Genomic DNA, 26329 nt, shown 5'->3' on the forward strand with positions numbered 1-26329 from the left:
AGCAGGAGGTGGCGCACACCGAACTCATGACGGCATAGTCGAACCAGCAGAGCCTCACGCGAGAACCGAGCTACACCACTCCGCGGGACGTGACCGGGGCGCAGCCCGCTGGGGCGCAGCCCGCTGGAAGCGGCGTGGGCGTGGCGTCCGGGGCACAGCGCGGGGTGCGGGTGCGACGGAGCACGACCCGGGGCGGCACCCCCCGGGGCGGCACCACCCGGGGCGGCACGACCCGGGACGGCACGACCCGGGACGGCACGACCCGGGACGGCACATCAGAGGCGGTGCGACCGGAGATGCTGCGCCTCGGGCGGTGCGACCGGAGGCGGGGTGGGGGTGATTGGGGGTTATGGGGTTGCTTCGGGGGTGTTTGGCTTTTGCGGGGTGGGGATGTCTGGCTTATTCGATATTCGTGTGGTTTTGTTCTTGATATCGGTACTAGTCCAGAGATTGCGGGAAAGTTCGCGGTTACTCGGGCTTGATGAATACCACAATTCCGTCGTTCTCGCCCGCACGCTGCCACCCCAGGCGCTCATACAGGCGAATGGCGTCGGGGGCGTTCACGGAGGTCAGGAGCCAGCCCCGACTTTGGCCGCACAAAAGGTGCAGAATGCGTCCCGCCAGGCCCCGGCCGCGGGCGCGCGGAGCGACGGCCAGCTCGTCCACCTGGAGGGCGCCGGCCAGCATCCGGGACACCCCGTCCGGGCCGAGCGCCGCGAGCACCTTGCCGTAGCTGCGGCTCTGCGGCAGGGGGGTCGCCGTCGGCCAGGCCGTCCCGAACCCGCACGGGCCCGCGTCGTCGACGGCCAGCACCGCACGGAAACCGGGACGGGCCGCGTCGGCGGCGAACCGGACGCCGAACTCGGCGACCTCGCCCTCCCCCTCGTTCCACGGCGGCCCGGTGAACACCTCGCGGTAGAGGTCGATCAGCTCCGCCCGGCGCGCGAGCGCCTGCTCGCCGGTCAGCAGTTCAAGCCGTACGTCCGTACGTTCCGTCACACTCCACCTCACTGTCTAGTAGCGGTACGACAGTGACGATAGCGGACGTCCGGCCAAACCGGCACCCCCAGGTCCGCGGCGCCGGACGCCCGGAGCGCATGTTCCCGGCAGCGCCGCATTTTCGGGGCGACAGTGCTAGGGAATGATCGAGTCACAGTAAAGCGACACCACCGCTCTTTGTCGCAATAAAACTGGACAAGTCGGCTGTAAGGGCCTGGTAAATCTGGTCAAGCTTTAGGAGCTCATGCCTGTCTTGTCAGAACTCCGAACTCAATGCGCGGGTAAGACTGCTCATGCCGGAGACCGACGGCAGTCGAGAAGTCCCGCGGCGGTTCTGGAAACTTCTGAACGGAAAGCGCGATGAAATCAATGATGAAGAAGCCGGCGGCCGTGCTCGCCACGAGCGCGTGCCTGCTGCTGGGTGGCGGCCAGATGCCGGCCGCTCAGGCCAGCACGGCCGGCACGGCGTCGTATCAGAGCCCAGCCGATGAGAAGCCGGTCCTCCGGGGCGGCTGCGGCTGGCGACACTGCGGTCCTCGCTGGTGGGGCCCGCGCTGGGGCGGCTGGTGGGGCGGCGGTCACCACCACGACCACGACCACGACCACCACCACCGCGTAGGCCCGCGTGGTCCCCAGGGCCCGCGTGGTCCGGAAGGCCCTCCCGGCCGTTCCGTCCACAAGCCGGACCACGACAACGACGACCACGGCCGCGACGACCATGGCCGCGACGACGACCACAACGAGGACGACGACTGGGGCGAGTGGGGCGAGAACTTCGACGGGTTCTAAATGAACCGCGGCGAAGTTCCCGCTGACACACCAGCACGCTGAACGGCGGGGTTCCCGGCGACATGAGCACACCGGCCGTCCGGACGAAGACCGGCTCCCGGTCCGGCGACCGGCCACGCGCCCATGTCCCGGCGAACCCCGCCCTGCAGTCCCCGCCCTGCCGCCCCCACCGCGCACGCCCCTGTCCCGCACACCTCACCCCTGCATGCCCCCACCGCGCACGCCCCTGTCCCGCACACCTCACCCCTGCATGCCTCCACCCCGCACGCCCTCGCCGCTGCATGCCCCGCCCCGCAGGCCCCCGCCCCCACCAGCACCGGAAGCCCCTCCGGACGCCCCCGCCCCACCTCCCCGCCGACCGGGCGCCGCGCCGCCGGACCGGGAACCGGACGGTAATGCCTTTTCTCATCGGCTGGGCTATGGTCGGCCTTATGACGGGACCGTGCAGAACGCCACGAGGCCCCATCGCGCTGTGTTGCGTGGTGGGCCTGGTTCTGCTGTCCCTGCTGGTCGCCGGCCCTTCCTACGCCGACGACCAGACGATCCCGCGCCCCCTGTCCGCCGGTCACGCATGGACCCCGGACCAGAGCGGCGACCGGATGCCGAGCCTGCCGCCCCAGGCGTCCAGCGGCCGTGAGCACCACGTGCTGTCGCTGTGGCCGCCGCTGCGCGGCGCGCGGCACGCCGAGGCCGCCCACCTCGCGCTGCTCCCGGCGCCCGGTTCCGACGCGGCCGCGATCCGCGACCCGCAGCAGGTCGGGCACCGCACCGCGGGCTCGCGCAGCCCGCCGCTGATCTAGCTCCCTCCCTCTTCACGAGTCGCCGCCTCCCGGCCCGCCGAGCGCGCCGCGGGGCCGGTCGTCGCGCCCGGCCCACGCACGGCCGGGTCCACGCGTCGCCCGGCCGCCCGCGGGTTCCGCGCGTTCCCGTACGGCCGGAGGTCGCCGTCGTGGCGTCCCCGCGTGCCGGGATGCGCCCTTTTCTCTCGTCCTTCGCATACGAGTTCTCCGCATACGAGTTCTCCGCGTACGAGTTGTCCGCGTACGAGTTGTCCGCGTACGAGTTCTCCGCGCCAGAGCAAGGAGCCGATCATCGTCATGTCCGACGCCGGATCAGTCCACGAACACTCACCGCGAACATCCGCGGTGCACCGCGCTCACGTGGTGCTCGACCTGGGCACCTCACGCACCCGTTCGCTGTCCCTGGACGGGTTCGCCATCGCCGACCGTCCCTCGGCGGTCGTGGTCCCGTCGCCGGAGAGCGCGGCCGGGATCCCGGTCCGCCCGATCCGCCGCGGCATGGTCGTCGACCCGGGCGCCTGCCTGCGGCTGGTCCATCTCGTGCTGCAGGACGCCTGGCTGGCCGGCGGCCGGCCGCTGGAGCACGTGATGGCCGCGGTGCCGAGGGCCGCGACGGGCAGCGATCGTCAGGCGGTGCGCGCGGCCGTCGCCGAGGCGGCCGGCTGCCAGGTGACGCTGGTCGAGGCGCCGCTGGCCGCAGCCGCGGGCGCCGGTCTGGACGTCGCGGGGCCGGGACCGTACCTGCTGCTGGACGTCGGGGCGGGCATCGTCGAGGCCGTCGTCGTCAGCGGCGGCGCGGTCAGTGACGCGGCGGCGCTCCAGCTCAGCGCCACGACGAGCGCGGGCCTGCTGCCGGACGCGCTGGACGGCGTCGTGGAGATGACCGCCGGCCTGCTGCGCCGCCAGCCCGCCCACCTCCGCCCGGCCGTCCGCGACCACGGCCTGACCGTCACCGGCGGGGGCGCGCTCCAGACGCGGCTGCTGGACCGCCTGCACACCGCCCTTCGCACGCGGATCAACGCCGCGCCGGAGCCGCAGCACGCCACCGTCCGCGGCTTGCTGCGCCTGTGCCTGCGCCCCGCGGCGCCCGTCATCGCCCTCTGAACCCCCGCAATTCACAGCGCGGAAAGGAAACCACCATGACCGACCACCTCAGCACCGTGCAGCTCCAGTCCCTGCGCCAGGACATCGACGAGCAGCTTGAGCGGCGCAGCCGCCACCTGCTGGGCCTGCAGGCCGCGGCCCAGGACGGCAACGGCGCCGACGACACCTGGCAGGAGCTGCTGGTCTCCCTCGCCACCGCCGACCGGGCCATCGCCGAGCTCACCCAGGCCCGCGACCGGCTGACGGCCGGCTCGTACGGCCGCTGCTCGCACTGCGAGGCGGGGATCCCGTTCGAACGGCTCAAGATCCGCCCGCTGGCCCGGTTCTGCATCAACTGCCAGCGCCAGCACGAAGCCGCCTGACCCCGGGACCGGCCGCCCTTCGCGACGTCGGGCGGCCGGTCCACCGACGGCGGCCGAATGGACAGGAATATGCAGACCGGTCTAGTGTGTGCCGCATGGCGGCCAAGGGGGACGAGACGCGGGCGCGCATCATCGCGGCGGCCCGGACGCTGGTGGAGGCCCAGGGCAGTCACGGCACCGGCCTCAACGAGGTGCTGGCGGTGGCCGGCGCGCCTCGCGGGTCGCTCTACCACCACTTCCCCGGCGGCAAGGACCAGCTGGTGGGCGAGGCGCTCGCCGCCGCCGGGCGCGAGGTCGACGCCATGATCGACGACCTGGCCGGCACGCTGCCGGGCGCCAGGGAGCTCGTGCCGGCCGTCCTCGACGCGCTGGCCGACAGGATGGTGGCGGCCGGGTACGCCAAGGGCTGCCCGGTGGCGACCGTGGCCCTGGAGGTCGCCTCCTCCAACGAGCAGCTGCGGCGCGTCTGCGCCGGCATCTACGAAGGCTGGCAGCGCAGACTGGCCGACGCCCTGCGCGCCGACGGGCACGTCACGGCTGACAACACGGCCGGCGACACGGCCGGTGACACGGCCGGTGACACTGCTGACGACGCGGCCGACGAGCTGGCGGCGACCGTGCTCGCGCTGATCGAGGGCGCGCTGGTGCTGGCCCGTGCGAGCCGGTCCCGGACGCCCGTCGAACGGGTCCGCCGCCAGGTCGTCAGGCTGCTGGCCTGAACCGGCGGTTTTTCGTACCTCCAAAATATGCAGATCGGTCTAGAGAGGAATCGTCATGGAAGACGCCGTGGTGTTCGGCGCGACCGGCCTCATCGGCAGATGGACGGTCCTGCACCTGCTGGAACAGGGCCGCGCCGTGACGGCCGTCGTCCGCCGCGCGGACGGCGGGCTGGGCCGCTGGCTGCGCGAGCAGGGCGTGCCCGGCACGCGGCTCACGGTCGTCGAGGGCGACGTCACGGCCGGGCCCGGCCTGGGGCTGAGCGGGTCCGCCGAAGAGACGGCGGGCGTGCGGGACGTGTTCAACGCCGCCGGCGTCTACCGCTTCGGCATGGGACGCGAGGAGGCCAGGACGGTCAACGTCGAAGGCGCGCTCAACGTGCTGAACTGGGCCGCCGCCCGTCCCGCGCTGCGCCGGCTGGTGCACGTGTCGGGCTACCGCGTGGGGCTGGACCCGCGGCCGCGCCATCCGCTCCCGGAGGCCGAACTGGCGGCCCTGTACCGGGACAAAGGGGCGTACGAGGGCTCCAAGGTCGAGGGGGACGCCGCCGTACGGGTCGCCGCGGCGCGGCTCGGCGTGCCGCTGACCGTGGTGAACCCGAGCAGCGTCATCGGCCATTCGCTGACCGGCGAGGCCGGCCAGTACCTCGGGCTGGCCTCGCTGGTCCGCGACCTGTGGGCGGGACGGCTGCCCGCGCTGCCGGGCAGCGCCCGTACGTTCGTCCCGGTGGTGACGGTGGACCATTTCGCCCGGTTCATGGCTGCCGTGCCCGAGCACGACCCCGAGCCCGGCGGCCTGCACTGGGTGCTCGATCCCGCCACGCCCGACCTGCCCGACCTGATCCGGCTGCTCGCCGGCCACCTCGGCGTACGCGCGCCCCGCATGCGCGTGCCGGTGGGCGTGATCCGCCGCCTGCCGTCCGCGCTGACCGGCGCCGAGCCCGAGACGCTGGGCTTCCTGACCGAGGACCGGTATGACACGGGCTCGGCCGACCGGGTCGCCGCGTCCGCGGGGCTGCGGCGGCCACCCGTCGAGCACGCGTTGCGCCGCTGGGCCGACCGGCTGGTCGCCGACCGCTTCGGGGCCGCTCCGGCCGCGCGTCCCGGCGGTTTCCACAGCGTGGCGGGGTCGCGTACGTACGTGGCGGGCGAGCGCACGTCGCCGCGGCTGGTCCTGCTGCACGGGCTTCCGCTCGACGGCGACTCCTGGAACGGCGTGCTCGGCGAACTGGACGGCACCCCGCCCGCGGCCCGCCCCGACGCTGCCGCGGACCGGATTCCTGCGGGTCGCCCAGGAGCTGGCGCGGACCGGTTTCCCGCGCTCGTCGCCGACCTGCCGGGGCTGGGGCGTTCCTCGCCCGCCGAAGGCGCGGCCTCGGACTGGCTGGCCGGGTTGCTGGAGCCCGTGCGCACCCGTCCGGTGATCGTCGCGCACTCGGCCGCCGCCGCCCCGGCGCTCCGGTACGCCGCCGCCCATCCCGGCCGGATCGCCGCCCTGATCCTGGTGTCGCCGTACTTCCTCCAGCGCCGGCCGTCCGCGCTCACGCTGCTGCTCGCGGCCCCGCTCCTCGGGAGGATGGGCCCCGACCGGCTCGCGTCCGCCCTCCTCGGCCCGGCGTCCCCGCCCGAGGACGCGCGGCGGGCGGTCGCGAGCGCCGCGGCCGGGCTCCGCCGTCCCGGGGCCGCCAGGCGCACCGCCCGCGTGCTGCGCGCCGCGCACCGCCCCGCCGAGCGCGCCGCGCTCCGCACGCTGCTCGGCGGCCCGGTCCCCGTGCACCTCGTGGCCGGTGAGCTGGACCCGCTGACCGGCAGCCCCGTCCCGGTGACGGTCGTCCCGGGGGCCGGGCACCACCCGCACCTCACCCACCCGGCCGCCGTCGCGGAGATCGTGCGTCAGGTCCTCCTCCGGCCCGCCGTGGACGATTGCCCTCCGCCGTCCATGCCTGACATCATGACCGGCCCACTCCCTCACCACCTCAGGGAATCATGAGCTCCGTCACCTACACCGAGCCCGCCGAGCCCCAACCCGAGATCCCGCTCGCCGGCGGCGACGTCACCGAAGGCGTCGTACGCGTCGGCGACACCGTGCGCCGCACCGTGGGGCCCAACGCCCCGCTGGTCCACGCCCTGCTGGGGCACCTGGCGGAGGCCGGGTTCGCGGGCGCGCCGCGGTTCCTCGGCATCGACGCCGCCGGCCGCGAGGTGCTGACCTTCGTGCCCGGCGAGGTCGCCGGGCGGCCGCGGCCCGCGTGGCTGGCCGACGAGGAGCGGCTGGCCTCCGTGGGCCGGCTGATCCGGGCCTACCACGAGGCGGTGGCGGGGTTCGTCCCGCCCGACGGCGTGCGGGCGGACTTCGGGTTCACCGAGCCGCCGGGCATGCCGCCCGCGCCGCCGTACCCGCCGGAGCTGGTCGGGCACCTGGACTACACGCCGGACAACATCGTCTTCCGCGACGGCGTGGCGGCCGGGCTGATCGACTTCGACATCGCCAGGCCGGCCACCCGGGCGGAGGAGCTGATGAGCGCGATGATGTACTGGGCGCCGCTGGGCGACCCCGCCGACGCCGACCCGCCCCTGCGCGGGCTGGACGTGCCGCGCCGCTGCCGCCTGCTCGCCGACGCGTACGGGATGTCCGGCGTCGACCGTTCGCGCCTGGTCGAGGTGGCCGTGCTGCGCACCCGGCGGTCGTGGTTCTCGATGCGGCAGATCGCCGAGGAGCGGGGCGGCGGCTGGGCCCGGATGTGGCAGGAGGGCGTCGGCGACCTGATCAAGCGGCGCGAGGCGTGGCTGGAGCGCCACGGCCCGGCGATCGAGGCCGCGCTCACCGCCCCCTGACCGCCCCTCCCCCGGAGCGGCGTCCGCCCTACTGGCCGGGCGGCGGCAGGCGCAGGGCGAGCAGCGCGATGTCGTCGGTACGCGGCGACGGCGCCAGCGCGAGCACCTGCTCGCAGAAGTCCTGGAGCGGACGGCGGGCCAGCGTCGCGGCGTGCCGGCGCAGCCGGGCCAGGCTGTTGTCCAGGTTGACGCCGGGCACCTCGACCAGCCCGTCGGTGTAGAGCAGCAGCGTGCTGCCGGGCGGCAGCGGCGCCAGGGCGTCGTGGCGGGTCACGTCGTCGAGATGCACGCCCAGCAGCAGCGACTGGCCCTCCTCCAGGTAGCGGGCCTGCCCGTGCGCGGTGACCAGCAGCGGCGGCAGGTGGCCGGCGCTGGTCCAGCGCAGGATCCGCGTGTCGGGATCGCTCCCCGGCTGCGGCGGCTCGATCCGGGCCAGGATGGCCGAGGCCGTGAGGGCGTCGCTGGCCACGGCCATGACCTTGTTGAGCCGGTCGAGGATCAGGCTGGGCGACTCCTTGTGGTCGCAGGCCAGGGCGCGCAGCATGTTGCGGAGCTGGGCCATCTGCCCGGCGGCCTCCAGGTCGTGGCCGGCGACGTCGCCGATGGCCAGCGCGGTGACGCCGTCGGGGAGCACGAACGCGTCGTACCAGTCGCCGCCCACCTGGGAGCCGGCCGGGGCCGCCAGGTAGCGTGCGGCGAGCTGCAGGTGATCGACCTGGGGCAGCGCGGTCAGCAGGTGGCGCTGCATGGTGTCGACGATGTCGCGCTGCTGGCCGAACAGGCAGGCGTTGTCGGCGGCCAGCGCCGCGGTGCGGGCGATGTCGGCCACCAGCTCCACGTCGGCCTCCGTGTACGGCCGCGCCGGGTCGGTGCGCGCCACCGTCAGGGCGCCCAGCACGCGGCGCGGCGTGCGCAGCGGCGCCACGATCGCCGACGAGCCGCCCAGCACGTTGAACAGGGCGTCGTGGGCGGCGGCCAGCGGCCCGTCGGGCGGCGCGGCGATCTGCTCGGGCCCCAGCAGCAGGGCCTGCTCCCCGCGCAGCACCCGGACCAGCGCCGACCGGGAGGGGCCCTTCGGCAACGACGGCAGCTCGGCGAACCAGGACGGGTCCACCGGCGCGGCCCCGGCGCAGGCCATGGCCAGGCGGCGCAGCTCGCGCGGCCCGAGGAACATGTCCACCGCCGCCCAGTCGGCCAGGCGCGGCACCAGCAGCCGGCCGAGCCGCGTCATCGCCTCGCGCACGTCCAGCGTCTGGGTGAGGACGGTGCTGATCTCGGTCAGCAGGCGGAACTGCTCGGTCAGCTTCTGGGCGCGGGCGAGCTCTTCGGCCTGCCGGCCGGCCGCGTCGAGGCGTTCGACGACGTCGATGAAGACCACGACGACGCCGGCCGGCTCGCCGTCGTGGTGGAGGGGCGAGGCCAGCCAGGCGACCGGGAGCAGCCGGCCGCCGGCGGTGGCGAAGGTGGCGAACTCGCTGCGCGCGGACCGGTCCTGCCGGCACACCGTCACCAGCTCGCAGCCGGAGCGGGGCGGGAGGCTGCCGTCGAGGCGGCGGTGCAGCGTCTGGTGCGCGTCGGCGCCGCGCAGTTCGTCGGCGGTGAAGCCGAGCAGGGCCGCCGCCCCCGGGTTGACCCACGTGATGCGGCCGGCGAGATCGGTGAGGTAGATGCCCATGCCCGTGCCGTCGAAGGCCGCCCGCAGCAGCCACTCCGCCGGCTGGGCGCCGGAACCGGAGCCGTCCGGCCGGTGTCCGACGTCGCCCCGATCAGCCATCATCACACTACGTTATCGGATGATTACTGACATGCCGACTTCGTGTACCCGGGAACGTGCCGGGCCGGCGCCGGCCGGGCTAGGACCAGGGGAAGGCGCCGCCGGCCATGCTGATGAGGCGGCGATCGGCGGCGCCGGGGGTCTCCGAGGGCACCAGCATGCGCAGCCGCAGCCGCGAGCCGAGGCCGGTCTGCTCCAGCGCGACCGAGTCGCACAGCTGCTGGATCACCCACAGGCCGAACCCGTGGGACGCGGTCGGGTCGACGTCGGCGGCGTCGAGGTGGTCGGGGGTCAGGCGGCCCGCGGTGTCCAGGATCTCCACGCAGACGCCGATCGGGTCCCGGGTCGCGGTGACCAGGCCGGCCGAGCCGCCATGGTCGAGGACGTTGGTGACGGCCTCGTTCACCGCGAGCACCAGGTCCTCCAGCCGCTCGCCGGACAGTCCGCTGTGGTGGCCGTGGATGCGCACCAGGTCACGGATGAACGCCAGATCGGCGCTGATGGGACAGCGCAGCTCGAACTCCACAAGCATGATCGTCTCGTCTATCGGGCGTCGGGAAGGGGTACGCCGGCCCCTCTCAGCTTTCCCGCCGAGTGATCGTCAAACGCGGCCGACCGCTCGGCCCGGCTCGCGGACGGCTCAGGGCATGACCGCTTGGGCGAGGGCGATGCCGCACCAGGCCGCTCCCAGGCCGGCCGCGATGCCGGCCACGGCGTTGAGCGCGGCGTAGGTGCGGGCGCCGTTCTGCAGCAGCCGCAGGGTCTCGTAACCGAAGGTGGAGTACGTGGTCAGCGCCCCGCACAGGCCGGTGCCCAGGAGGGCCTGCGCCCCGCCGGTGGCGGGCAGCGCCAGCAGGAAGCCGAGCAGCGCCGACCCCGTCACGTTCACGGTGAAGGTGCCCCACGGGAACAGGCTGTCGTGCCGGGCCTGGACGGCCCGGTCGATCAGGTAGCGGGCGGGCGCGCCCACGGCGGCGCCCAGCACCACCAGCAGCAACGTCGTCACGGACGCCTCCCACCGCGCGGACCCCGCGCGGCCTGCTCGGGAGCGGCCTCATCGGGGACGGCTTGGTCGGGGGCGGTGGCGAACCGGCCGAGCAGCCCGCGGCCGAGCACCTGGCCCAGGAAGACCGCGGCCAGGGCGGTGACCAGCGTGACCGCCAGGTAGGCGAGCGCCGTGCGCGGCTCCCCCGCGGCCAGCGCCCCCTGGGCGTCGGCGATGGAGGTGGAGAACGTGGTGAACCCGCCCAGAACCCCCACCCCCAGGAACGGCCGGGTCAGCGGATGGGCCTGCCAGACCTCGGTGATGGCCACCATCAGCAGCCCGATCAGCAGGCAGCCGGTGACGTTGACGGCCAGCGTCGGCCAGGCGAACCCGCCGCGCGGCACCGGGAAGGCGGTCAGGACGGCGTAGCGGGCGAGCGCGCCCAGCACGCCGCCGGCCGCGATGACGGACAGCGTGGCGACCGGGGCGCGGGCCAGCTCGCCGCGCTGGGCGGGCACGTGGAGATCGACGTCGGGGTCGACCGCGGCCCGCGGATCGACCTGCGCACCCCGGATGCCGCCGGCGGCATGCGCGCCACCGGCCTCGACGCCTTCGACCGGGGACGGGCCGCCGATCGCCGCCCCTTCGGCGGCGGCGTGCGCCCGGCCGCGTTCAGGCTCGGGTGCGGGCTCGGGGGGACGGGCGTGGGTCATCAGGCATCTCCTACCAGCACATGAGCGTGGCACATCTCTGGCAGGGACCGTTGGCGGCGACACCGCGGTTACCCCCGGACGGGCGGGAGGCGGCGGGCCCCACCGCCGCGGCTCCCGGCACGGGAAGCCGCCCCCATCATACCGGCGACCACCCCGAACCCACCGCCGAGGAGCTTCCCCCACAGGCAGCCGGGGCGTCAGCCGCTGAGCGACAGCCAGACGCGGTCGGGCAGGACGCGGGCCGCCTCGTCCAGGTCGATGTCGGGCGCGCCCGCCAGCCACCGCCTGCTCACCTCGGCCACCGGCCCGATCAGCAGCATCTCCACCTGCGCCGCCGGCAGCCGGGCCACCGCCCCCTCTGCCATGCGCGCGCCGATCCAGGCGTTCAGCCTGCCCAGCCGGGACGCCTTGGCCGCGGCGATGCGCTCGGCGTACGGACCGAGGTCCAGCGCGTACGGCGCGGCGTGGATGAAGCGGGCCTTGTCCGGGTGCGAAGCGGTGAAGCCGAGGTAGGCCGTCACGGCGCGGCGCACGCCGTCACGGGCGTCGGCGGTCTCCTCGGTGACGGCGACCAGCGCGTCGAGCAGCTCGTCCATGCACCGGCTGTACAGCGCGGCGGCCAGCCCTTCCAGGCTGCCGAAGTGGTGGTAGACGCTGCCCATGCTGACGCCGCTGCGCGTGGTCACCGCCCGGAGGGTGAAGTCGGCGGGGTAGACGTCCAGGGCGGTGTCCAGGAGCCTGCGCACGGTCTCCTCGCTGCGCCGGTGCCGGGTCATCGCACCGCGGCCAGCGTCTCGGCCTCGTCCCAGACGCGCCGGGCCAGGTCGGCGTCCAGCGCCGGGCCCTGCAACGGGACCTCGCGGTCCTGGTCGAAGTACCGGCCGGTGCCGGGAGCCCCGGTCAGGGAGACGACGTGCCGGGCGCCCTCCTCGGGCGCGGCCCAGCTGCGCTTGGCGGCCTTGAGCAGCCAGCCGAGCGGGCCGCGGCGGTCGCCGAGCCCGGTGCGGATGACGCCGGGGTGCACGGCGTCGATCGTGATCCCGGCCGTCCGCCAGCGTTCGGCGAACAGGGGCACGGTCAGCAGGTTGCACAGCTTGGTGTCGGCGTACGTGCGCATCGGCGAGAAGTCGGCGCCCACGGCCGTGCGTCCGGGTTCGGCCCGGCCCTTGGCGTACAGGCCGGCGGTGACCTGCACCACGCGGCCGAGCCGGTCCTCCAGCAGGTGGTTGAGCAGGAACGGCGCCAGGTGGTTGACCGCGAACGACTCCTCCAGCCCGTCGTCGGTCAGGACCCGGCGGGCGGGCCAGCGGCCGGCGTTGTGGACGAGCACGTCGATGCGCGGGCAGCGATCCAGCAGGTCGCCGGCCAGCCGCCGGACCGACTCCGCCGTGGTCAGGTCGCCCGCCACGACCTCGACGTCCCCCGCCATCCGCGCGGCGGCCTCGCGGCCCCGCTCCGCGTCCCGCGCGACCAGCAGCACCTTGTGCCCGTCGGCGGCCAGCCGTTCGCACACCGCGTACCCGATGCCCCGGTTGCCGCCGGTCACCACCATGATCGACACATCAGAGCATTTTTCTAGAGAAATGATCTAATTTCAAGAAGGCGGCCCGTCCGGCTTGACCTGGAGTTCGCTCCAGCCCCCAGACTCCCCTTCCGGGGCCTCGTACAGAACGCCACGAACTGGGGAGACAGCATGAAGTACCGGACGATCGGCACGAACCCGGACACCCGCCGCGAGGTGAGCGCGCTCGCCCTCGGGGCGATGTTGTTCGGCTCGGTGACCGACGAGAAGACGTCGTTCGCCCTCCTCGACCGCTACGTCGAGGCCGGCGGGACGTTCATCGACACGTCCGACAACTACGCCTTCTGGGTGGACGGCGGCCAGGGCGGGCAGAGCGAGGAGCTGCTCGGCCGCTGGCGGCGCTCCAGCGGCGCCGGGGACGAGATCGTGATCGCCACCAAGCTGGGCGCGCGGCCGCTCGCGCCGGGCACCAGCTACGTCGACAACGCCGAGGGCCTGTCCGCCAAGGTCATCAGGGAGTCGGCCGAGCGCAGCCGCGAACGCCTCGGCGTCGACCGCATCGACCTGCTCTACGCCCACATCGAGGACCGCACGGTGGAGGTGGCCGAGACCGTCGAGGGCTTCGGCGCCCTGGTGGCCGAGGGCACGGTCGGCCTGCTCGGGGCGAGCAACCACGCGATCTGGCGGGTGGAGCGGGCCCGCGCCCTGGCCGCCGCGTCGGGGGTGGCCGGGTACGAGGTGCTGCAGTACCAGCACAGCCTGCTGCGCCCGCGCTTCGACATGCCGGAGTCGATCTTCCAGGACGGCAGCCTCGGCCACGCCGGAGCCGAGCTGCTGAGCTACCTGCGCGCCGAGCCGGCCCTCACCCTGGTCGCCTACTCGCCGCTGCTCGGCGGGGCCTACACCCGGCAGGACAAGCCGCTGCCGCCGGACTACGACCACCCCGGCACCCCGGCCCGCATGGCGGTGCTGCGCGAGGTCGCGAAGGAGTGCGGGGCCAGCATGAACCAGGTGGTGCTGGCCTGGCAGATCGGCTCGGCGTTCCCGGTGATCCCGCTGGTCGGGGCCTCGTCGGTGGCCCAGCTGGAGGAGAGCCTGGCCGCCGTGGACCTGGAGCTGACCGCCGACCAGCGCGCCCGCCTCGACGCCGCCCACTGACCCGCGCCCGCCCCGGCGCCGGAAGGGCTCGGGGAGGCCGCCGGGGCGCCGTGCCTGAGCCCGGTTCGCCCGGGTAAGGATGGGGCTCATGTTCATCAAAGCGTGTCTGAACGGCAGCCGGACGGCGGGCGAGCACCCCCGGCTGCCCCTGACGCCCGCCGAGCTGGCCGCCGACGCCCTGGCCGTGCGGCGGGCGGGGGCGGCCGCGGTGCACGTCCATCCGCGGGACGCGGCGGGGCGCGAGTCCCTGGCCGCCGCCGACATCGGGGCGGCGGCGTCGGCCGTCAGGGCGGCGGCGCCGGGGCTGCCCGTGGGCGTGTCCACCGGCCTGTGGATCACCGGCGGCGACGCCGCGGCCCGCCTGGACGCGGTGACCGCCTGGGCGGAGCTGCCCGCCGGCGCCCGTCCTGACTTCGCCTCGGTGAACCTGTCGGAGCCGGGGTTCGGCGAGCTGGCGCGGGTGTTGCTGGCGGCGGGGATCGGGGTCGAGGCGGGCGTGTGGACGCCGGCCGACGCCGCGACACTGACCGCCTCGGGGCTGGCCGGACGGATGACGCGCATCCTCGTCGAGGTGATCGACGCGCCGGCCGAGGAGGCCGTCCCCCGGGCCGCGGCCGTTCTCGACCGCCTGGACGGCTCGCCCGCTCCCCGCCTGCTGCACGGCGAGGGGCCGGCGACGTGGCCGCTCGTGGCGGAGGCCGTACGGCGGGGCCTGGCCACCCGGATCGGCCTGGAGGACACCCTGCTCGCCCCGGACGGCGGCCCGGCCGAGGACAACGCCGCGCTCATCCGCCACGTCCTGGCCCTGGCCCGCCCCGGCGGGCAGAACGCGGCGCCCGCCGGTCGGTAGGGGCAGCCCCCGCATGAGGGCGGGTGGTGCCGTGACTGTGGCGAAGCCGCCGATTCGCCACAGTCGGGAAATAACTTGATCGACGCGACAAGGAGTCCCGATGCCTTCCACCGCAGCCCGGCGCGCACTCGCCCTGCTCGTGATCGTCCCGCTGGCGCTCGCGCCGATGGCCCCGGCGTTCGCCGCCGGCCGGGCGCCGTCGGTGCAGTCGCGGCTGGACGCCCTCACCGCCTCCCCCGACGTGCCCGGCGCCGTGGCCTACATCCGCCACCCGGACGGCCGGACCGCGACGGTCGTCTCCGGCACCGCGCGGCGCGGCACGAAGCAGCCCATGCCCGGCGCCGACGGCCGGTTCAGGATCGCCAGCGTGAGCAAGTCGATCATCGCGGCGACCGTGCTGAAGCTGGCCGACCAGGGCAAGGTGAACCTGGACGAGCCGGTCGAGACGTACCTGCCGGGGGTCATCCGCGGCAAGGGCGTCGACGGACGGGACATCACCGTGAAGATGCTCCTGCAGCAGACCAGCGGCCTGCCCGACTTCACCCCCGCCGCCGACTGGTCGAAGATCGGCAAGCAGGACCTGCTCAAGCTGGCCCTCTCCCTCGAACCGACGCCCCGCGGCCGGTTCGCCTACTCCAACACCAACTACATGGTCCTCGGCCTGGTCGCGCAGGCGGTGACCGGGCGCGACTTCCGCGTGGTCAGCCGCGACCTGGTGCTGAAGCCGCTGGGCATGCGGGACACGTACTGGCCGGCCGAGGGCGAGACCGGCATCCGCGGCCCGCACGCGCACACCTACGGCGTGCACCCGCTGCACCCCGGGGACGGCGTCGTCGACGTGACCCGGCTGCCCGGCCACGCGTTCGGCGCCAGCGGCGGGCTGGTCTCGACGCCGCGTGACCTGAACACGTTCTGGCGGGCGCAGTCCGTCAGGTCCGGTTCGTACGTCGACGTCGACCGGCCCGGCTGGCCCAAGGGCGCCCGCTACGGCTACGGCGTCATGGAGATCCCGCTGAGCTGCGGCGGGAAGCTGTGGGGGCACGGCGGCGACGTCCCGGGCGTGTCCACCTTCAGCGGCCGCGACCGCGCGGGCCGCACGGTCACCGTGTACACGACGGGCTCGGCCAACGGCGGCAAGGCCCGCGACCTCCTGATCGCCGCCTTCGACACCGCCCTCTGCACCCGCTGACCGGCGTTCCGGCGGCCCCGCCGACCGGCGTTCCGGCAGACCCGCCGACCGGGGTTCCGGCAGACCAGCGCGCCCGTCAGGCGGACCGGCGGCTCAGCACGGGGTCGGCGATCAGCCGGGCCGCCGGGCACAACGTCTGGCCGTGCTCCCGGAACAGCTCGTCCCGGGAGCCGAAGTACCCCAGGTCGGCGCGGACCCGGGCGGACAGGTCGCACTGGGGCGAGGACGTGCCGTCCCAGTCCACGACCGTCCGGGTGACGGCGTCGAAGAGGGTCTCGGGGCCGTCGTTGCCGAAGCCGGAGGTGGCGCACAGGCCGTCGAACAGCTCCGAGATCGGCACCCAGGCCCCGTCGAGCAGGAACTCCGGCCAGGCCAGGATGACGTCGTCGGGGACCAGCGCCCGCATCCGGGGGAAGCGCGAGTGCCAGAACGCGCCGTCCACCACCCGGCCCCTGACGCGGGTGGCGATCCCCCGTCCGCGGGCCAGCGCCTCCAGCACGGCCATGCGCTGGCTGCACGAGCCCCGGCCGCGGGCGACGGTCACGGAGACCGGCTGCTCGTCGTTCATCGCGTACACCGGGCGGATGGTCCGGCCGACCAGGCTGTGCGCGGCGCGCACCAGGGCGCGCGACGGCGTCCCCTCGCCGGGGAGCCGCGCGGCCAGGGCGGTGACGCGGGGGTGACGCCAATCGAGGATGGGTGTGGCAGCGGTGCCTGATAATCCACCTTCGCTCATGCCTGCCACGGTAACCCGCCCCTTCCGGGCCCGTCCCGCCGCCCCCGGTCGCGGGCGGGGCAGCGGTTCATGTCGGGGCGGGGCAGGGCGGGGGCAGGGCGGGGCAACGCGCGGTCGGGGGCCGGGGGCCCTCCGTCGGTATGGGCGACTTTGGGGAAATTTCCGATTTCGCCATCATTTCTGACCACAACCCGCAATGATCAAGGTCGGCCGGATGCCCACGGGGGGCGCACCGACCGTTGATTGGAGCCCCATTTTGCGGAGAAGACTCCCACTGTTCGCCACCGCCTTCGTGGCGCTGGCGGCGTTGATCCCGGTTCCGGCGGCGAACGCGGCGACGACCGCGAAACCCGCCACCACCACGACGAACGCCATCACCTGGGCGCCCTGCGAGGAGGAGCCCAGCGCCGAGTGCGGCAAGCTGACCGTGCCCATCGACTGGGCCCAGCCGAGCGGGCCCTCGATCGACCTCGCGGTCGCCCGGCGCAAGGCCACCGACCCGGCCGCCAGGGTCGGCTCGCTGGTGATCAACCCCGGCGGTCCGGGCGGGTCCGGCGTGGAGGCCGTCTACGGCGCTCCCGGGTCCTACACCGAGGAACTGCAGCAGCGGTTCGACATCGTCGGCTTCGACCCGCGCGGCGTGGGCCGCAGCCACCCGGTCATCTGCTCGGCGTCGGTCTACAACCAGATGCCGCCGACCGTCATGCGCAGCCAGGCCGACTTCGACGCCTGGAACGCCTTCACCAAGAAGCTGCACCCGGACTGCCGGGCCCGTACCGGCCCGCTCTACGACCACGTGGACTCCGTCTCCGTGGCCCGTGACATGGACGCCCTCCGCGCCGCCCTCGGCGAGGAGAAGCTCACCTACTACGGCATCTCGTACGGCACCCTGATCGGCCAGATGTACGCCGAGCTGTTCCCCGGCCGCATCCGGGCGCTCGCCCTCGACAGCAACATGGACCACAGCCTCGGCGTGAAGGGCTTCTTCGCCACCGAGGCCCTGGCCGTCGAGGACGGCTTCGACCAGTTCGTCGGCTGGTGCGAGCAGGACCCCAGTTGCGTGCTGAACGGCCGCGACATCCGCGCGATCTGGAAGAGCCTGCTGGACAAGGCCCGCCGCGGCGAGCTCGTCTACCCGAGCACCGGTCAGCGGATGACCGAGCTGCAGGTCATCTACAACGCCGCGCTGGGCAACGAGGGCCCCGACTGGCGCACGCTGAGCGAAGTGATCAACTGGCTGAACGGCGGCCCGGCCCCCGAGTGGGTGCCCCCGCTGCCCGGCCGGGGCCCGGTGGAGGGGGACGTCGCCGAACTGCCGACCCGGATCCTCTGCCAGGACTACAACCTCAAGGTGAACAGCTACGCCGAGTACGCCGACCTCATGCGTACCGCCGGCCTGCTGGCGCCGGACACGAAGTACCACCCGTACCCGACCGACGACCTGCCCATCTGCCTCAACTCGGGCGCCCCCGCCAACCCGCCGCACACGCTGCGGTACACCGGCCAGGCCCCGCTGCTGCTCGGCAACTCGATCCACGACCCGGCCACGCCCTGGATCTGGGCCGCCAACGCCACCCGCCAGCTCGGCGCGAAGGCCGTGCTGCTCACGTACGAGGGCTGGGGTCACCGCATCTACGGCAAGGACAAGTGCCAGACCGACATCATCGACCAGTACCTCATCGACCTGAAGGTTCCGCCGCAGGGCACCCGCTGCGCCGTGGGCACGCCTGAGGAGACGCTCAAGAAGCAGACGAAGCGGGCGTGGCCGTCCGACTCGCTGCCCTGGGCCGGATAGTCCGCACGTCCCGGGTACGGCCCCTTCGCGGGCCGTACCCGTCCCCACAAAGGGATATTTGCCCTGGCCAACCCCTCGGTATGGACAATTCAGCGTAAGAAGGTAGCTGACGAGGGGGTGAGCCATGATCGAGGTCAAGAGCATCGACAAGCCCGACGAACGGCGCGACTTCCCGAAGGGCCACCTGGAGATCTGCGAGCTGAGCGGCCTGACCTTCGGCGTCGCCACGTTCGAGCCGGGATGGCGCTGGTCGGAGTCCGTCCGGCCGATCGCCGGCACGTCGTCCTGCCAGGTGCACCACAACGGGTTCGTGGTCTCGGGCCGGATGCGCCTGCGCATGGACGACGGCACCGAGGCCGAGGCGGGGCCGGGCGAGGTCTTCGTCTGCCCGCCCGGACACGACGCCTGGGTGGTCGGGGACGAGCAGGTCGTCCTGTACGACTTCGCGGGCGGCGCCGCCGGCTACGCCAAGGCGAGGAACGGCTGACGCCGCGCGCGCTGCGGACGGGCGCCGCCTAGGCGGGCGCGTGCGACCGTCTGGGAATGATCTCCTCCAGCGCCTCGGCGACGGTGGAGCGTACGCCGAGACGTCCTTCCAGGCCGGTGATGCGCATCAGTCTGGCCGGTTGCGGGGTCGGCGCGGCGACCATCACCGTCCGTCCCGTGGCGGTGATGCGTTTCCACGCGCCGATCAGCGCGCCGAGTCCGGCCGAGTCCATGAAGCCGACGTCGGACAGGTCGATCAAAGTGACGGCGGCCGGCGTGCCGTCGAGATAGCCGGTCGCCCAATCCTCGATGGCGCCGGCGGTGTGCAGGTCAAGGTCCCCGGCCGGGTGCAGAACGACCGTTTCCCCTGCGGAGTTCGCCAGGAGCCGGAAAGTGTCCACTTTCACTGCTATCACTTCCCTCCTTGGTCCGCTCTCCCCTGCTCATCGGCCGACAAACCCCGCGACCCGCCCGCCGGACGCAGCACCGCTGCTCAATGCGGATTTTTTCGCGAAGTAATTAGCGGTGCTCGGCGCGGCAATTCCCGGTGCGAATGCGCGGCCATTTCTTCGACGCCGGACGCATGCCCGTACATGAGTAAAGAAATGCTGGGCAGCGGTAATGGAACGTGTTCGCCGACGTTCGAGGAGAGTGAGAACCATGGTCCTGCTCGGCCTGCTGCTCATGGTCGCCGGGTCGGCCGCCGTGGTCGTCCTGTTCACCCAGACGACGACCACCGCAACCGCCGCCCTGACGCTGATGGGCGTCACCTTCCGGGTGGGCGACCTGGAGCTGTTCGCCGCGGGGGCCGCGACCGCGGCCGCGTTCATCTTCGGCGCCTTCCTGATCGCCGCCGGGACGGGCCGCAGGCTGGCCCGCCGCCGCGAACTGCGCCGCCTGCTGGCCGAGCGCGCCGACGACCGGGCCGCCACCGACCAGACCGTCACGGACCAGAGCGCCACGGACCGGGCCGCCACGGACAAGGCCGCCACGGACAAGGCCGCCACGGACCGGGACGAGCGCCGCACGACGGACCAGCCCGCCGACCGTCTGGTGGCCACCGGGCGCACCGCCGACCGGCAGCCCGGCTCCGCCCCCGCCGCCCGTCACCGGACCCCGGCCGACCGCCTGGTCGCCGGCCGCCGCCGCCCGGCCACCGGCTGACCTGACGACCGAGCCGGGCCCGGACCTGGCTCCCGGGACGTAACAGGACGGGACGGATCAAGCGGGCAGGGCATCGACAGTGGGGACCACCAGGCCGAACAGGTCGCCGATCGTCGTCAGGGCGGCCTCGTGCAGCACGTCGGCAGCCAACGGCGCGCCGCCGGGGCCGGCCAGTGTGCGGGTGGCGCAGGCGTCGGCGACGACCGTGGGACGGTAGCCCAGCCGGAAGGCCCCCTGGGCGGTGAAGGTCACGCACATGTGGGTCATGAACCCCGCCAGCACCAGGTCGGGCCCGGCCTCCATGCCCGCCAGGACGTCCTGGAGCCCGGTCTCGTGGAAGGCGTCGGGGAACGTCTTGACCACCACCGGCTCCCCGTCGCGCGGCGCGACCGGCGCGCTGATCGCCCCGATCCCGGCGCGGACGTCGTAGGGGCTGCCGGGGCCGCCGTCGTTGACGACGTGCACGACGCGGGCCCCGGCGGCGCGGGCGCGCTCCAGCAGGCGGGCGCCGGCGGCGAGGGCCCGCCCGGCGTCCGGCAGGGCCATGACGCCGGTGCTGTAGGTGTTCTGGTAGTCGATGAGCACGAGGGTCGAGTCGGCCAGCCGGGCGGGCTCGGCCGGCAGGCCGACGACCTGGCGCAGGGTGGGCGAGACGGTGCTGCTCATGGCAGGGGGTTTCCTTTCTGGCAGGCTCGCGCCGCCGCCCGGCCGGACGGCGTACGCGAAGAGTGACGGGATCAGGCCACCGTGCGGAAACGGCGGCGGTAGGTGCCGGGGCCGGTGCCCAGACGGCGGCGGAAGGCGCGGTGCAGGGTCTCCACCGAGCCGAGCCCGCTGTCGGCGGCCACCCGGGGCAGCGACAGGTCGGTGGTCTCCAGCAGCCGGCGCGCCACCTCCACGCGCGCCGACTCGACGTACGCGGCCGGGGTGAAGCCGGTCTGCTGCCGGAACACCCGGGTGAACTGGCGCTGGCTCAGCCCCATCCGCGCCGCCAGCTCGACCGTGGTCAGCTCCTCGGCCAGGTGCTCGGCGATCCACAGGCGCAGGTCGTCGATGTCGCGGCGGCCCGAGGCGGCCCGGGTCAGCGGCACGCTGAACTGGCTCTGGCCGCCCTGGCGCTTGAGGTAGACGACCAGTTCGCGGGCCACCGCGAGGGCCGTCTCCTCGCCGTGGTCCTCGGCCACCAGCGCGAGGGTCAGGTCGAGGCAGGCGCTGATGCCCGCGCCCGTCCAGATCCGGCCGCTGGAGCGCAGGAAGATCGGGTCGGGGTCGACGGTGACCCGGGGGTGGTCGGCGGCCAGTTGCCCGGCGGTGGACCAGTGGGTGGTGGCGGTCAGGCCGTCCAGGAGGCCGGCCTCGGCCAGGATGTGCGCGCCGACGCACACCGAGGCCACCCGGCGGGCGCCGGGAGCGGTCCGCCGTACCCAGGCGACCACCTCGGCGTCGGTCAGGGCGCGCGGCCCGTCGGGCGTGACGGTCACCGCGCCGGGCACCACCAGGGTGTCCACCTGGTCACCGACCTGGTCGAAGGTCAGGTCGGCGACCAGCCGCACCCCGGCGGACGTGGTGACCTGGCCGCCCTGGGGCCCGGCCAGCCGCACGTCGTACAGAGCGCGACCGGCGACCCGGTTGGCCAGGGCGAACACCTCGGCCGGGCCGGTGACGTCGAGCAGGTCGACGTCCGGGAAGAGCGCGATGACGACGCGGTGGGCAGCGGGCATGACCCGATTCTCACCGAACCGGCGGAATGTCCGCAACGACAGTTATCTGGCAGATTTGGCCATCGAGCAGGGGACGGACCCGGTCAGCCGGCGTGCAGGTCGGCCGGTTCGCCGAGCCGCAGGGCCAGCAGGGCGACGTCGTCGGTGAAGCCGTCGCCCCGGTGGACGAGCAGCAGCTCGCACATGTCCTCCAGGGGCAGGTGGCGCAGCCTGGAGGCGGTGTGGATCAGGCTCTCCATGCCCCGGTCGAGACCGTGCGCGGGGTCCTCGACGAGCCCGTCGGTGTAGAGCAGCAGCGTGGATCCGGCCGGGATGACCTGCTCGTGGTCGGGCCGCGCCAGGTCGGGGGTGACGCCGAGGGGATGGCCGCCCTCGGCCCGCAGGTAGCGGGCGGGACCGCCGACGGGGAGCAGCAGCGGGGGCAGGTGCCCGGCGGTGGCCCACCTGAGCCGCCAGTCGGTGCCGCCGTACTCCTCCAGGCGGGCCAGCAGCACCGTCGCCATCGGGCCGCCGTGCAGGGCGTGCAGGATCTCGTCGAGCCGGCGCAGGATGTGGGACGGCGGCTCGCAGTGCTCGTAGGCCAGCACCCGCAGCATGTTGCTGATCTGGCTCATGACGGTGGCCGAGCGCAGGTCGTGGCCCATCACGTCGCCGACCATCAGGCAGGGCACGCCGTCGGGCAGGACGATCGCGTCGTACCAGTCGCCGCCGATGCGCGGGACGGTGCTGGAGGGCAGGTAGCGGGCGCAGGCCCACAGGCCGTTCAGTTCGGGCAGCGACGGCAGCAGGCTGCGCTGGAACTCCTCGGTGTTGCGGCGGATGCGCTCGTAGAGGCGGGCGTTCTCGATGGCGACGCCGGCCGCGCTGGCCAGCGCCGCGACGATCCGCTCGTCGTCGCCGGTGAACGGCAGGCCCGACCGCTTGTCGGCGAAGTACAGGTTGCCGTACACGGTGCCGCGGACCAGGATCGGCGTGCCCAGCAGGGTGCGCATCACCGGATGGCCGGGAGGGTACTCGCGGAAGCCGGGGTGGGCGAGCACGTCGTCCACGCGCAGCGGCCTGGGCCGGGCCATCAGCTCCTGGAGCAGGCCGTGGCTGGTCGGCAGGCGGCCGACGGCGTCGTACACCTCTTCGGTGACGCCGTAGGTGAACAGGTCGGCGAACTCGCCCTCGTCGTTGAGCACGCCGAGGGCGCCGTACCGGGCGTCCACCAGGTCGGCCGAGACCTCCACGATCGTGCGGAGGGCGGCGTTCAGCTCCAGCTCGGAACTGATCGCGAGGACCGCCTCCAGCAGGCGCGCCATCCGGCCGTGCAGATCCTCGATCTGCGTCAGGCTCGCCTGCAGCCGCCGGAGCTTCTCGGCGCCGAACGGCCCCAGGTCCCCGCCGTACGCGCCGCCCTCCGGCCGCTGTCCGCCCACCCCACCCCCCGAGATGCCCCTGCCCAGGTCCATGCCCCCGGTCACCGGCATGACACCTGCTCAAGGGCACTGCGGAAGGCGCCTCAGAGCACCTTGGAGGAGGCGGCCGCCCAGGTGTTGCAGGAGCCCGGGTCGCCGGTGGCGAAGCCGCGCTTGATCCAGGAGCGGATGGTGGCGGTCCTGCCCCACGAGCTGTACTTGCCCAGCTTGTCCCCCGCGGGAAGGGTGAGGAGATAGTCCCAGTCCTTCTTCGACCTGCCCTCCAGGGGCCACACGCTCTTGATGAAGGCGCCGCTCAGGCAGTCGGTCTGGAGATTCTTACGCCGGTCCTGCTCACGTCCTTCCGCCTTGGTGGGGTACGGGATCACGTCGTAGGCGTCGTAGATCCCGACGAGGTTCTGCACGTGGTAGGCGTACATCCCGGCCGCCGTGTGGAGCAGCCACAGGTCGCTCGGGTCGTCGGTCCAGCTCTTGCCGATCTGGAAGACCAGCGTGCGCGTCTTCTCGCAGTACCACGTCTGCGAGTCGTCGTCGCCCACGGAGATTCCGCAGTACTTCTTGGGGATGCGGTCCATGTGCCGCACCTTCACCGGCTCGTACGGCAGCCCGGCCGCGGTCAGGTGCTGTTCCCAGGTCGTCTCCAGGCAGGCGACGACCGCGTCCACGTAGGCGCGGGCCTGCTTGAGGTTGCGGCGCTTCACCGGCGGCTCGGCGCAGGTGGTCGTGGGCAGCGGGCCCGCCTCGTAGAGGGGGTTGGCGACCAGCTTGGGGTGCTTGACCGGGTAGGCCGCACTCTCCGCGGCGGCCGTGCCGGCCAGGGAGGCCGTGAGCACGCCCGCCATCGTCAAGATCATGAGGGGTTTCACGAAGGGTGACAATAGGGCCAGAACGCGACTGCCACAAGGCGGTCAGCCGCTCACGGTGGTGACGGTGAGTTGCGGGGCTGAGTGGATCTCGGCGTCGGTGAAGCGTTCGGTGACCCAGCCTCCCTTGGAGAACAGGGTGGTCTGGTCGGTGTGGTGGGGGGAGTTCGGGTTCGCGGACAGGGAGTAGGTGAGGACGGTGCGGGTGCGCGGACCGTCCGGGGTGAGCTCGACGGCCATCATGAAGCTGGAGCCGGTGTTCACCTCGGGGTAGCGCCCGTCCTTGCCGAGCGGGCCGGAGTTGCGGACGCGGTCGAAGCAGCCCTCCCCCTCGGTGCAGCCGGGGATGGGGATCGACGCGTAGTGCTGGGCCTGGCCGGCGGTCAGCGTCAGGGGCAGGCGGTTGTCCAGGAAGAACAGCACGGCGTCGGCCAGGGCGCGCCGCACGGCGGGGTCGTCCCGCCTGAGGCCGCGCGGCGTGGTGAGCGGCCGGGCGGGGTCGAACGGCACCCGCCACCAGCTCCGCGGCGGCTCGCCGGGCTTGACGGGGGCCTGGAGTCCGTCGAAGAACCGCCGCCAGAGCACCGCCCCCTCGCCGTCCAGGGTGGCGCGCCCGTCCCAGCGGGTCAGGGTCCGGCAGGCGTCCCGTACGTCCACCCGCTCCCCCGAGGAGGCCCGCAGCTCGCGGTGCTCCCGGCACAACGCCTTCAGGTCCGCGCGCATGAGCTCGAAGCCGAGATTGCGCTTGCTGCGCGCGGTGGCCTGGAGCGTCTCCAGGGTGAAGCCGGGGCCGCCGAGCCCGTCGGCGCCCTTGAGCCGCCGGTCGATCATGTCCAGGCTGACCCGGGGCCGCAGCTCCACGTCGGTCCGTACGGCGCCCCAGACCTGGTCGTAGCCGGTCAGCGGCGCGGCCGGGTTCGTCATCCACGGACTGTTGTTGGAGTTGGCGACGTAGTCGGCGCGGGTCAGGCCGGGCTGGTTGCGGGGGCCGAAGATGCCCGGCACGACCGCGTCGGCGTCCTTGCCCCACAGGCACGCCGAGGTCGAGCCGTCCAGGACGAACGCGTCGATCGACGGGTCGGGCGACGGCTTGGCGCACCGGCGGGCCTGGGCGTCGGTGACGTGCGGGACGACGGAGGCGTCGGCGAAGGACGCCGTCCCCCCGACGTCGGTGGCCAGCGTGTAGACGAACGGCAGGCCCTGGTGGGCGTCCTGGGCGGCGCGCAGCCCGCGCACGTCGCCGGCCTTGGCCATCGCCAGCCATTCGTCGGCCGCCCGCAGGTTGGCGGCGTTGACGTCGGCCAGCGCGTAGGCGTACCCGTCGCCGCGCCCGGCGGCCAGCACCGGGCCGTAGCGGGAGGTGAGCAGGGTGCGCGAGACGAAGGTGCCGTCCTGGAGCGGCACCACGACCTCCTGGCGGCCCATCGGCTCGGGCCGGCCGTCCACCAGGTAGGTGGTGGGGTCGCCCTGCGCCAGTTCGAGCCGGTAGAGGGTGAACCGCTGGGCGTGGGAGACGGTGTGAGTCCAGGCGACGGTCCTGTTGTGGCCGATCTGCACGACGGGGGTGCCGTACAGGCTGCCGCCGGCGACGTCCAGCACGCCGGGGATGGTGAGCTGCACCTGGTAGAAGCGGCGGACGCCGTTCCACGGGAAGTGCGGGTCGGCCAGCAGCATGCCGTGGCCGTCGCGGGTGGCCTCGCGGCCCAGCGCCCAGCCGTTGCTGCCGGGGGCGCGGCGCGGGCCGTCGTCGCCGCCGTCGCCGCCGACGATGGCCTCCTTGAGCGCCGAGCTGCCCGACATGCGGCCTAGGTCGAGCAGGTTGGCCCAGACGTCCTCGGCGGTGATCGGGCCGACCCAGGACTTGCCGCGGCAGGTGGGGTCGGGCAGGTTGGCCACGCCGGTGTCGTCGAGGTAGCGGTTGTAGCCGGCCACGTACCCGTCGACCAGCTCGCGCAGCTCCGCGCTCGGCCCGATGGGGGCGGGCCGGGCCAGCAGCCGCCGGACGACGCCGGAGTCGGCGACGCTGCGGTGGTAGAGGTCGCTGGTGAGGTTGGCGACCGGGCGCACCGGGTCGTCGGAGCGGGCCTGCGGGCCGAAGTGGCGGGATCGCTCGCCGCGCAACGTCACCACCCACGAGGCCAGCACGCACAGGTTGTCCTGGGCGAAGGCGTACCCGTAGCCGAAGCCCAGGCCGCCGTGGTCCTTGGCGGACACGTGCGGGACGCCGTACTCGGTGCGCCGGATCTCGGCCGAGTAGCGGCCGTCGGCGGCCCCGGCCGGCGGGGCCGTGAGCAGGCCGGCGACCAGGACGAGCACGATCGCCGCGCAGGGCTTTCGCAGCTTCATG

General features: G+C 73.7%; 27 protein-coding genes. 13 read left to right on the forward strand and 14 right to left on the reverse strand.

The features are described from left to right. Positions 1–468: 468 nt before the first annotated feature. Complete coding sequence (locus ACIBST_RS13960; protein WP_397171665.1) at positions 469–999, reverse strand: GNAT family N-acetyltransferase; 531 nt, start codon at positions 997–999, stop codon at positions 469–471. A 360-nt stretch (positions 1000–1359) separates the two neighbouring features. Between ACIBST_RS13960 and ACIBST_RS13965 the strand changes: the two genes are divergently transcribed. The 7 genes from ACIBST_RS13965 (at position 1360) to ACIBST_RS13995 (ending at position 7605) form a co-directional block, all read left to right on the forward strand. Beyond that, complete coding sequence (locus tag ACIBST_RS13965; RefSeq protein WP_397171667.1) at positions 1360–1788, forward strand: hypothetical protein; 429 nt, start codon at positions 1360–1362, stop codon at positions 1786–1788. Between the two features lie 479 nt (positions 1789–2267). After that, entirely contained in the window at positions 2268–2588 is a 321-nt protein-coding gene (locus tag ACIBST_RS13970; protein ID WP_397171669.1) for a hypothetical protein, read from the forward strand. Positions 2589–2948: 360 nt separating this feature from the next. After that, the gene (locus ACIBST_RS13975; RefSeq protein WP_397171671.1) at positions 2949–3692 is read left to right on the forward strand and encodes a rod shape-determining protein; all 744 of its coding nucleotides are present in this window, start codon (positions 2949–2951) and stop codon (positions 3690–3692) included. 35 nt (positions 3693–3727) lie between these two features. Then, positions 3728–4054 (forward strand): TraR/DksA family transcriptional regulator, encoded by a 327-nt coding sequence (locus ACIBST_RS13980; protein WP_397171673.1) that lies wholly within the window; start codon positions 3728–3730, stop codon positions 4052–4054. 95 nt (positions 4055–4149) lie between these two features. After that, a complete protein-coding gene (locus ACIBST_RS13985; protein ID WP_397171675.1) occupies positions 4150–4773 on the forward strand; it encodes a TetR/AcrR family transcriptional regulator in 624 nt (207 codons plus the stop codon). A gap of 55 nt (positions 4774–4828) precedes the next feature. Continuing rightward, positions 4829–6760, forward strand: coding sequence for an alpha/beta fold hydrolase (locus ACIBST_RS13990; protein ID WP_397171676.1), 1932 nt, complete (start codon positions 4829–4831; stop codon positions 6758–6760). After that, positions 6757–7605: a phosphotransferase gene (locus tag ACIBST_RS13995; protein WP_397171678.1), complete on the forward strand. Its 849-nt coding sequence runs from the start codon at positions 6757–6759 to the stop codon at positions 7603–7605. The genes ACIBST_RS13990 and ACIBST_RS13995 overlap by 4 nt, the downstream gene beginning before the upstream one ends. Before the next feature lie 28 nt (positions 7606–7633). On the opposite strand, the gene ACIBST_RS14000 is transcribed toward ACIBST_RS13995, so the two are convergent. The 6 genes from ACIBST_RS14000 to ACIBST_RS14025 form a co-directional block, all read right to left on the reverse strand. After that, positions 7634–9382, reverse strand: coding sequence for a SpoIIE family protein phosphatase (locus ACIBST_RS14000; protein WP_397171680.1), 1749 nt, complete (start codon positions 9380–9382; stop codon positions 7634–7636). A gap of 76 nt (positions 9383–9458) precedes the next feature. Further along, positions 9459–9911, reverse strand: coding sequence for an ATP-binding protein (locus ACIBST_RS14005; protein ID WP_397171682.1), 453 nt, complete (start codon positions 9909–9911; stop codon positions 9459–9461). Positions 9912–10019: 108 nt separating this feature from the next. Then, positions 10020–10385 (reverse strand): fluoride efflux transporter CrcB, encoded by a 366-nt coding sequence (gene crcB, locus ACIBST_RS14010; protein WP_397171684.1) that lies wholly within the window; start codon positions 10383–10385, stop codon positions 10020–10022. Then, on the reverse strand, positions 10382–11077 hold the full coding sequence (locus tag ACIBST_RS14015) for a fluoride efflux transporter FluC (protein WP_397171685.1): 696 nt from the start codon (positions 11075–11077) through the stop codon (positions 10382–10384). The genes crcB and ACIBST_RS14015 overlap by 4 nt, the downstream gene beginning before the upstream one ends. Positions 11078–11274: 197 nt before the next feature. Then, positions 11275–11853, reverse strand: a complete 579-nt coding sequence (locus ACIBST_RS14020; RefSeq protein WP_397171687.1) for a TetR/AcrR family transcriptional regulator — start codon at positions 11851–11853, stop codon at positions 11275–11277. Further along, entirely contained in the window at positions 11850–12629 is a 780-nt protein-coding gene (locus tag ACIBST_RS14025) for an SDR family NAD(P)-dependent oxidoreductase (protein WP_397172574.1), read from the reverse strand. Before ACIBST_RS14025 ends, ACIBST_RS14020 begins: the two co-directional genes overlap by 4 nt. A 141-nt stretch (positions 12630–12770) precedes the next feature. On the opposite strand from ACIBST_RS14025, the gene ACIBST_RS14030 reads away from it, so the two are divergent. From ACIBST_RS14030 to ACIBST_RS14040, 3 genes are all read left to right on the forward strand, one after another. Next, a complete protein-coding gene (locus tag ACIBST_RS14030; protein WP_397171689.1) occupies positions 12771–13757 on the forward strand; it encodes an aldo/keto reductase in 987 nt (328 codons plus the stop codon). Between the two features lie 88 nt (positions 13758–13845). Next, on the forward strand, positions 13846–14607 hold the full coding sequence (locus tag ACIBST_RS14035; protein ID WP_397171691.1) for a 3-keto-5-aminohexanoate cleavage protein: 762 nt from the start codon (positions 13846–13848) through the stop codon (positions 14605–14607). Between the two features lie 100 nt (positions 14608–14707). Beyond that, positions 14708–15796, forward strand: coding sequence for a serine hydrolase domain-containing protein (locus ACIBST_RS14040; protein WP_397171693.1), 1089 nt, complete (start codon positions 14708–14710; stop codon positions 15794–15796). 76 nt (positions 15797–15872) lie between these two features. Here the strand turns inward: ACIBST_RS14040 and ACIBST_RS14045 are convergent, their stop codons facing one another. After that, positions 15873–16532 (reverse strand): transglutaminase domain-containing protein, encoded by a 660-nt coding sequence (locus ACIBST_RS14045; RefSeq protein ID WP_397171695.1) that lies wholly within the window; start codon positions 16530–16532, stop codon positions 15873–15875. Between the two features lie 256 nt (positions 16533–16788). On the opposite strand from ACIBST_RS14045, the gene ACIBST_RS14050 reads away from it, so the two are divergent. Together ACIBST_RS14050 and ACIBST_RS14055 are read left to right on the forward strand one after the other, a co-directional pair. Then, a complete protein-coding gene (locus tag ACIBST_RS14050) occupies positions 16789–18327 on the forward strand; it encodes an alpha/beta fold hydrolase (protein ID WP_397171697.1) in 1539 nt (512 codons plus the stop codon). A 124-nt stretch (positions 18328–18451) separates the two neighbouring features. Further along, the gene (locus tag ACIBST_RS14055; protein WP_397171699.1) at positions 18452–18814 is read left to right on the forward strand and encodes a cupin domain-containing protein; all 363 of its coding nucleotides are present in this window, start codon (positions 18452–18454) and stop codon (positions 18812–18814) included. Between the two features lie 28 nt (positions 18815–18842). Here the strand turns inward: ACIBST_RS14055 and ACIBST_RS14060 are convergent, their stop codons facing one another. Further along, a complete protein-coding gene (locus ACIBST_RS14060) occupies positions 18843–19220 on the reverse strand; it encodes an STAS domain-containing protein (protein ID WP_397171701.1) in 378 nt (125 codons plus the stop codon). 244 nt (positions 19221–19464) lie between these two features. Here ACIBST_RS14060 and ACIBST_RS14065 point away from each other — a divergent pair, with 244 nt between their 5' ends. Continuing rightward, positions 19465–19977, forward strand: a complete 513-nt coding sequence (locus ACIBST_RS14065; protein ID WP_397171702.1) for a hypothetical protein — start codon at positions 19465–19467, stop codon at positions 19975–19977. A gap of 57 nt (positions 19978–20034) precedes the next feature. Here the strand turns inward: ACIBST_RS14065 and ACIBST_RS14070 are convergent, their stop codons facing one another. From ACIBST_RS14070 to ACIBST_RS14090, 5 genes are all read right to left on the reverse strand, one after another. Beyond that, positions 20035–20643: an isochorismatase family protein gene (locus ACIBST_RS14070; protein WP_397171704.1), complete on the reverse strand. Its 609-nt coding sequence runs from the start codon at positions 20641–20643 to the stop codon at positions 20035–20037. 71 nt (positions 20644–20714) lie between these two features. Next, on the reverse strand, positions 20715–21698 hold the full coding sequence (locus tag ACIBST_RS14075) for a GlxA family transcriptional regulator (RefSeq protein ID WP_397171705.1): 984 nt from the start codon (positions 21696–21698) through the stop codon (positions 20715–20717). Positions 21699–21781: 83 nt separating this feature from the next. After that, positions 21782–23170 (reverse strand): PP2C family protein-serine/threonine phosphatase, encoded by a 1389-nt coding sequence (locus ACIBST_RS14080; RefSeq protein WP_397171707.1) that lies wholly within the window; start codon positions 23168–23170, stop codon positions 21782–21784. Between the two features lie 32 nt (positions 23171–23202). Continuing rightward, the gene (locus ACIBST_RS14085; RefSeq protein WP_397171709.1) at positions 23203–23973 is read right to left on the reverse strand and encodes a hypothetical protein; all 771 of its coding nucleotides are present in this window, start codon (positions 23971–23973) and stop codon (positions 23203–23205) included. 54 nt (positions 23974–24027) lie between these two features. Further along, positions 24028–26328 carry a penicillin acylase family protein gene (locus tag ACIBST_RS14090; RefSeq protein ID WP_397171710.1) on the reverse strand — a complete coding sequence of 767 codons (2301 nt, stop codon included), beginning with the start codon at positions 26326–26328 and terminating at the stop codon, positions 24028–24030. Position 26329: the final 1 nt, after the last annotated feature.

Source organism: Nonomuraea sp. NPDC049684 (genome assembly GCF_044465345.1).
Taxonomy (GTDB): Bacteria; Actinomycetota; Actinomycetes; order Streptosporangiales; family Streptosporangiaceae; genus Nonomuraea.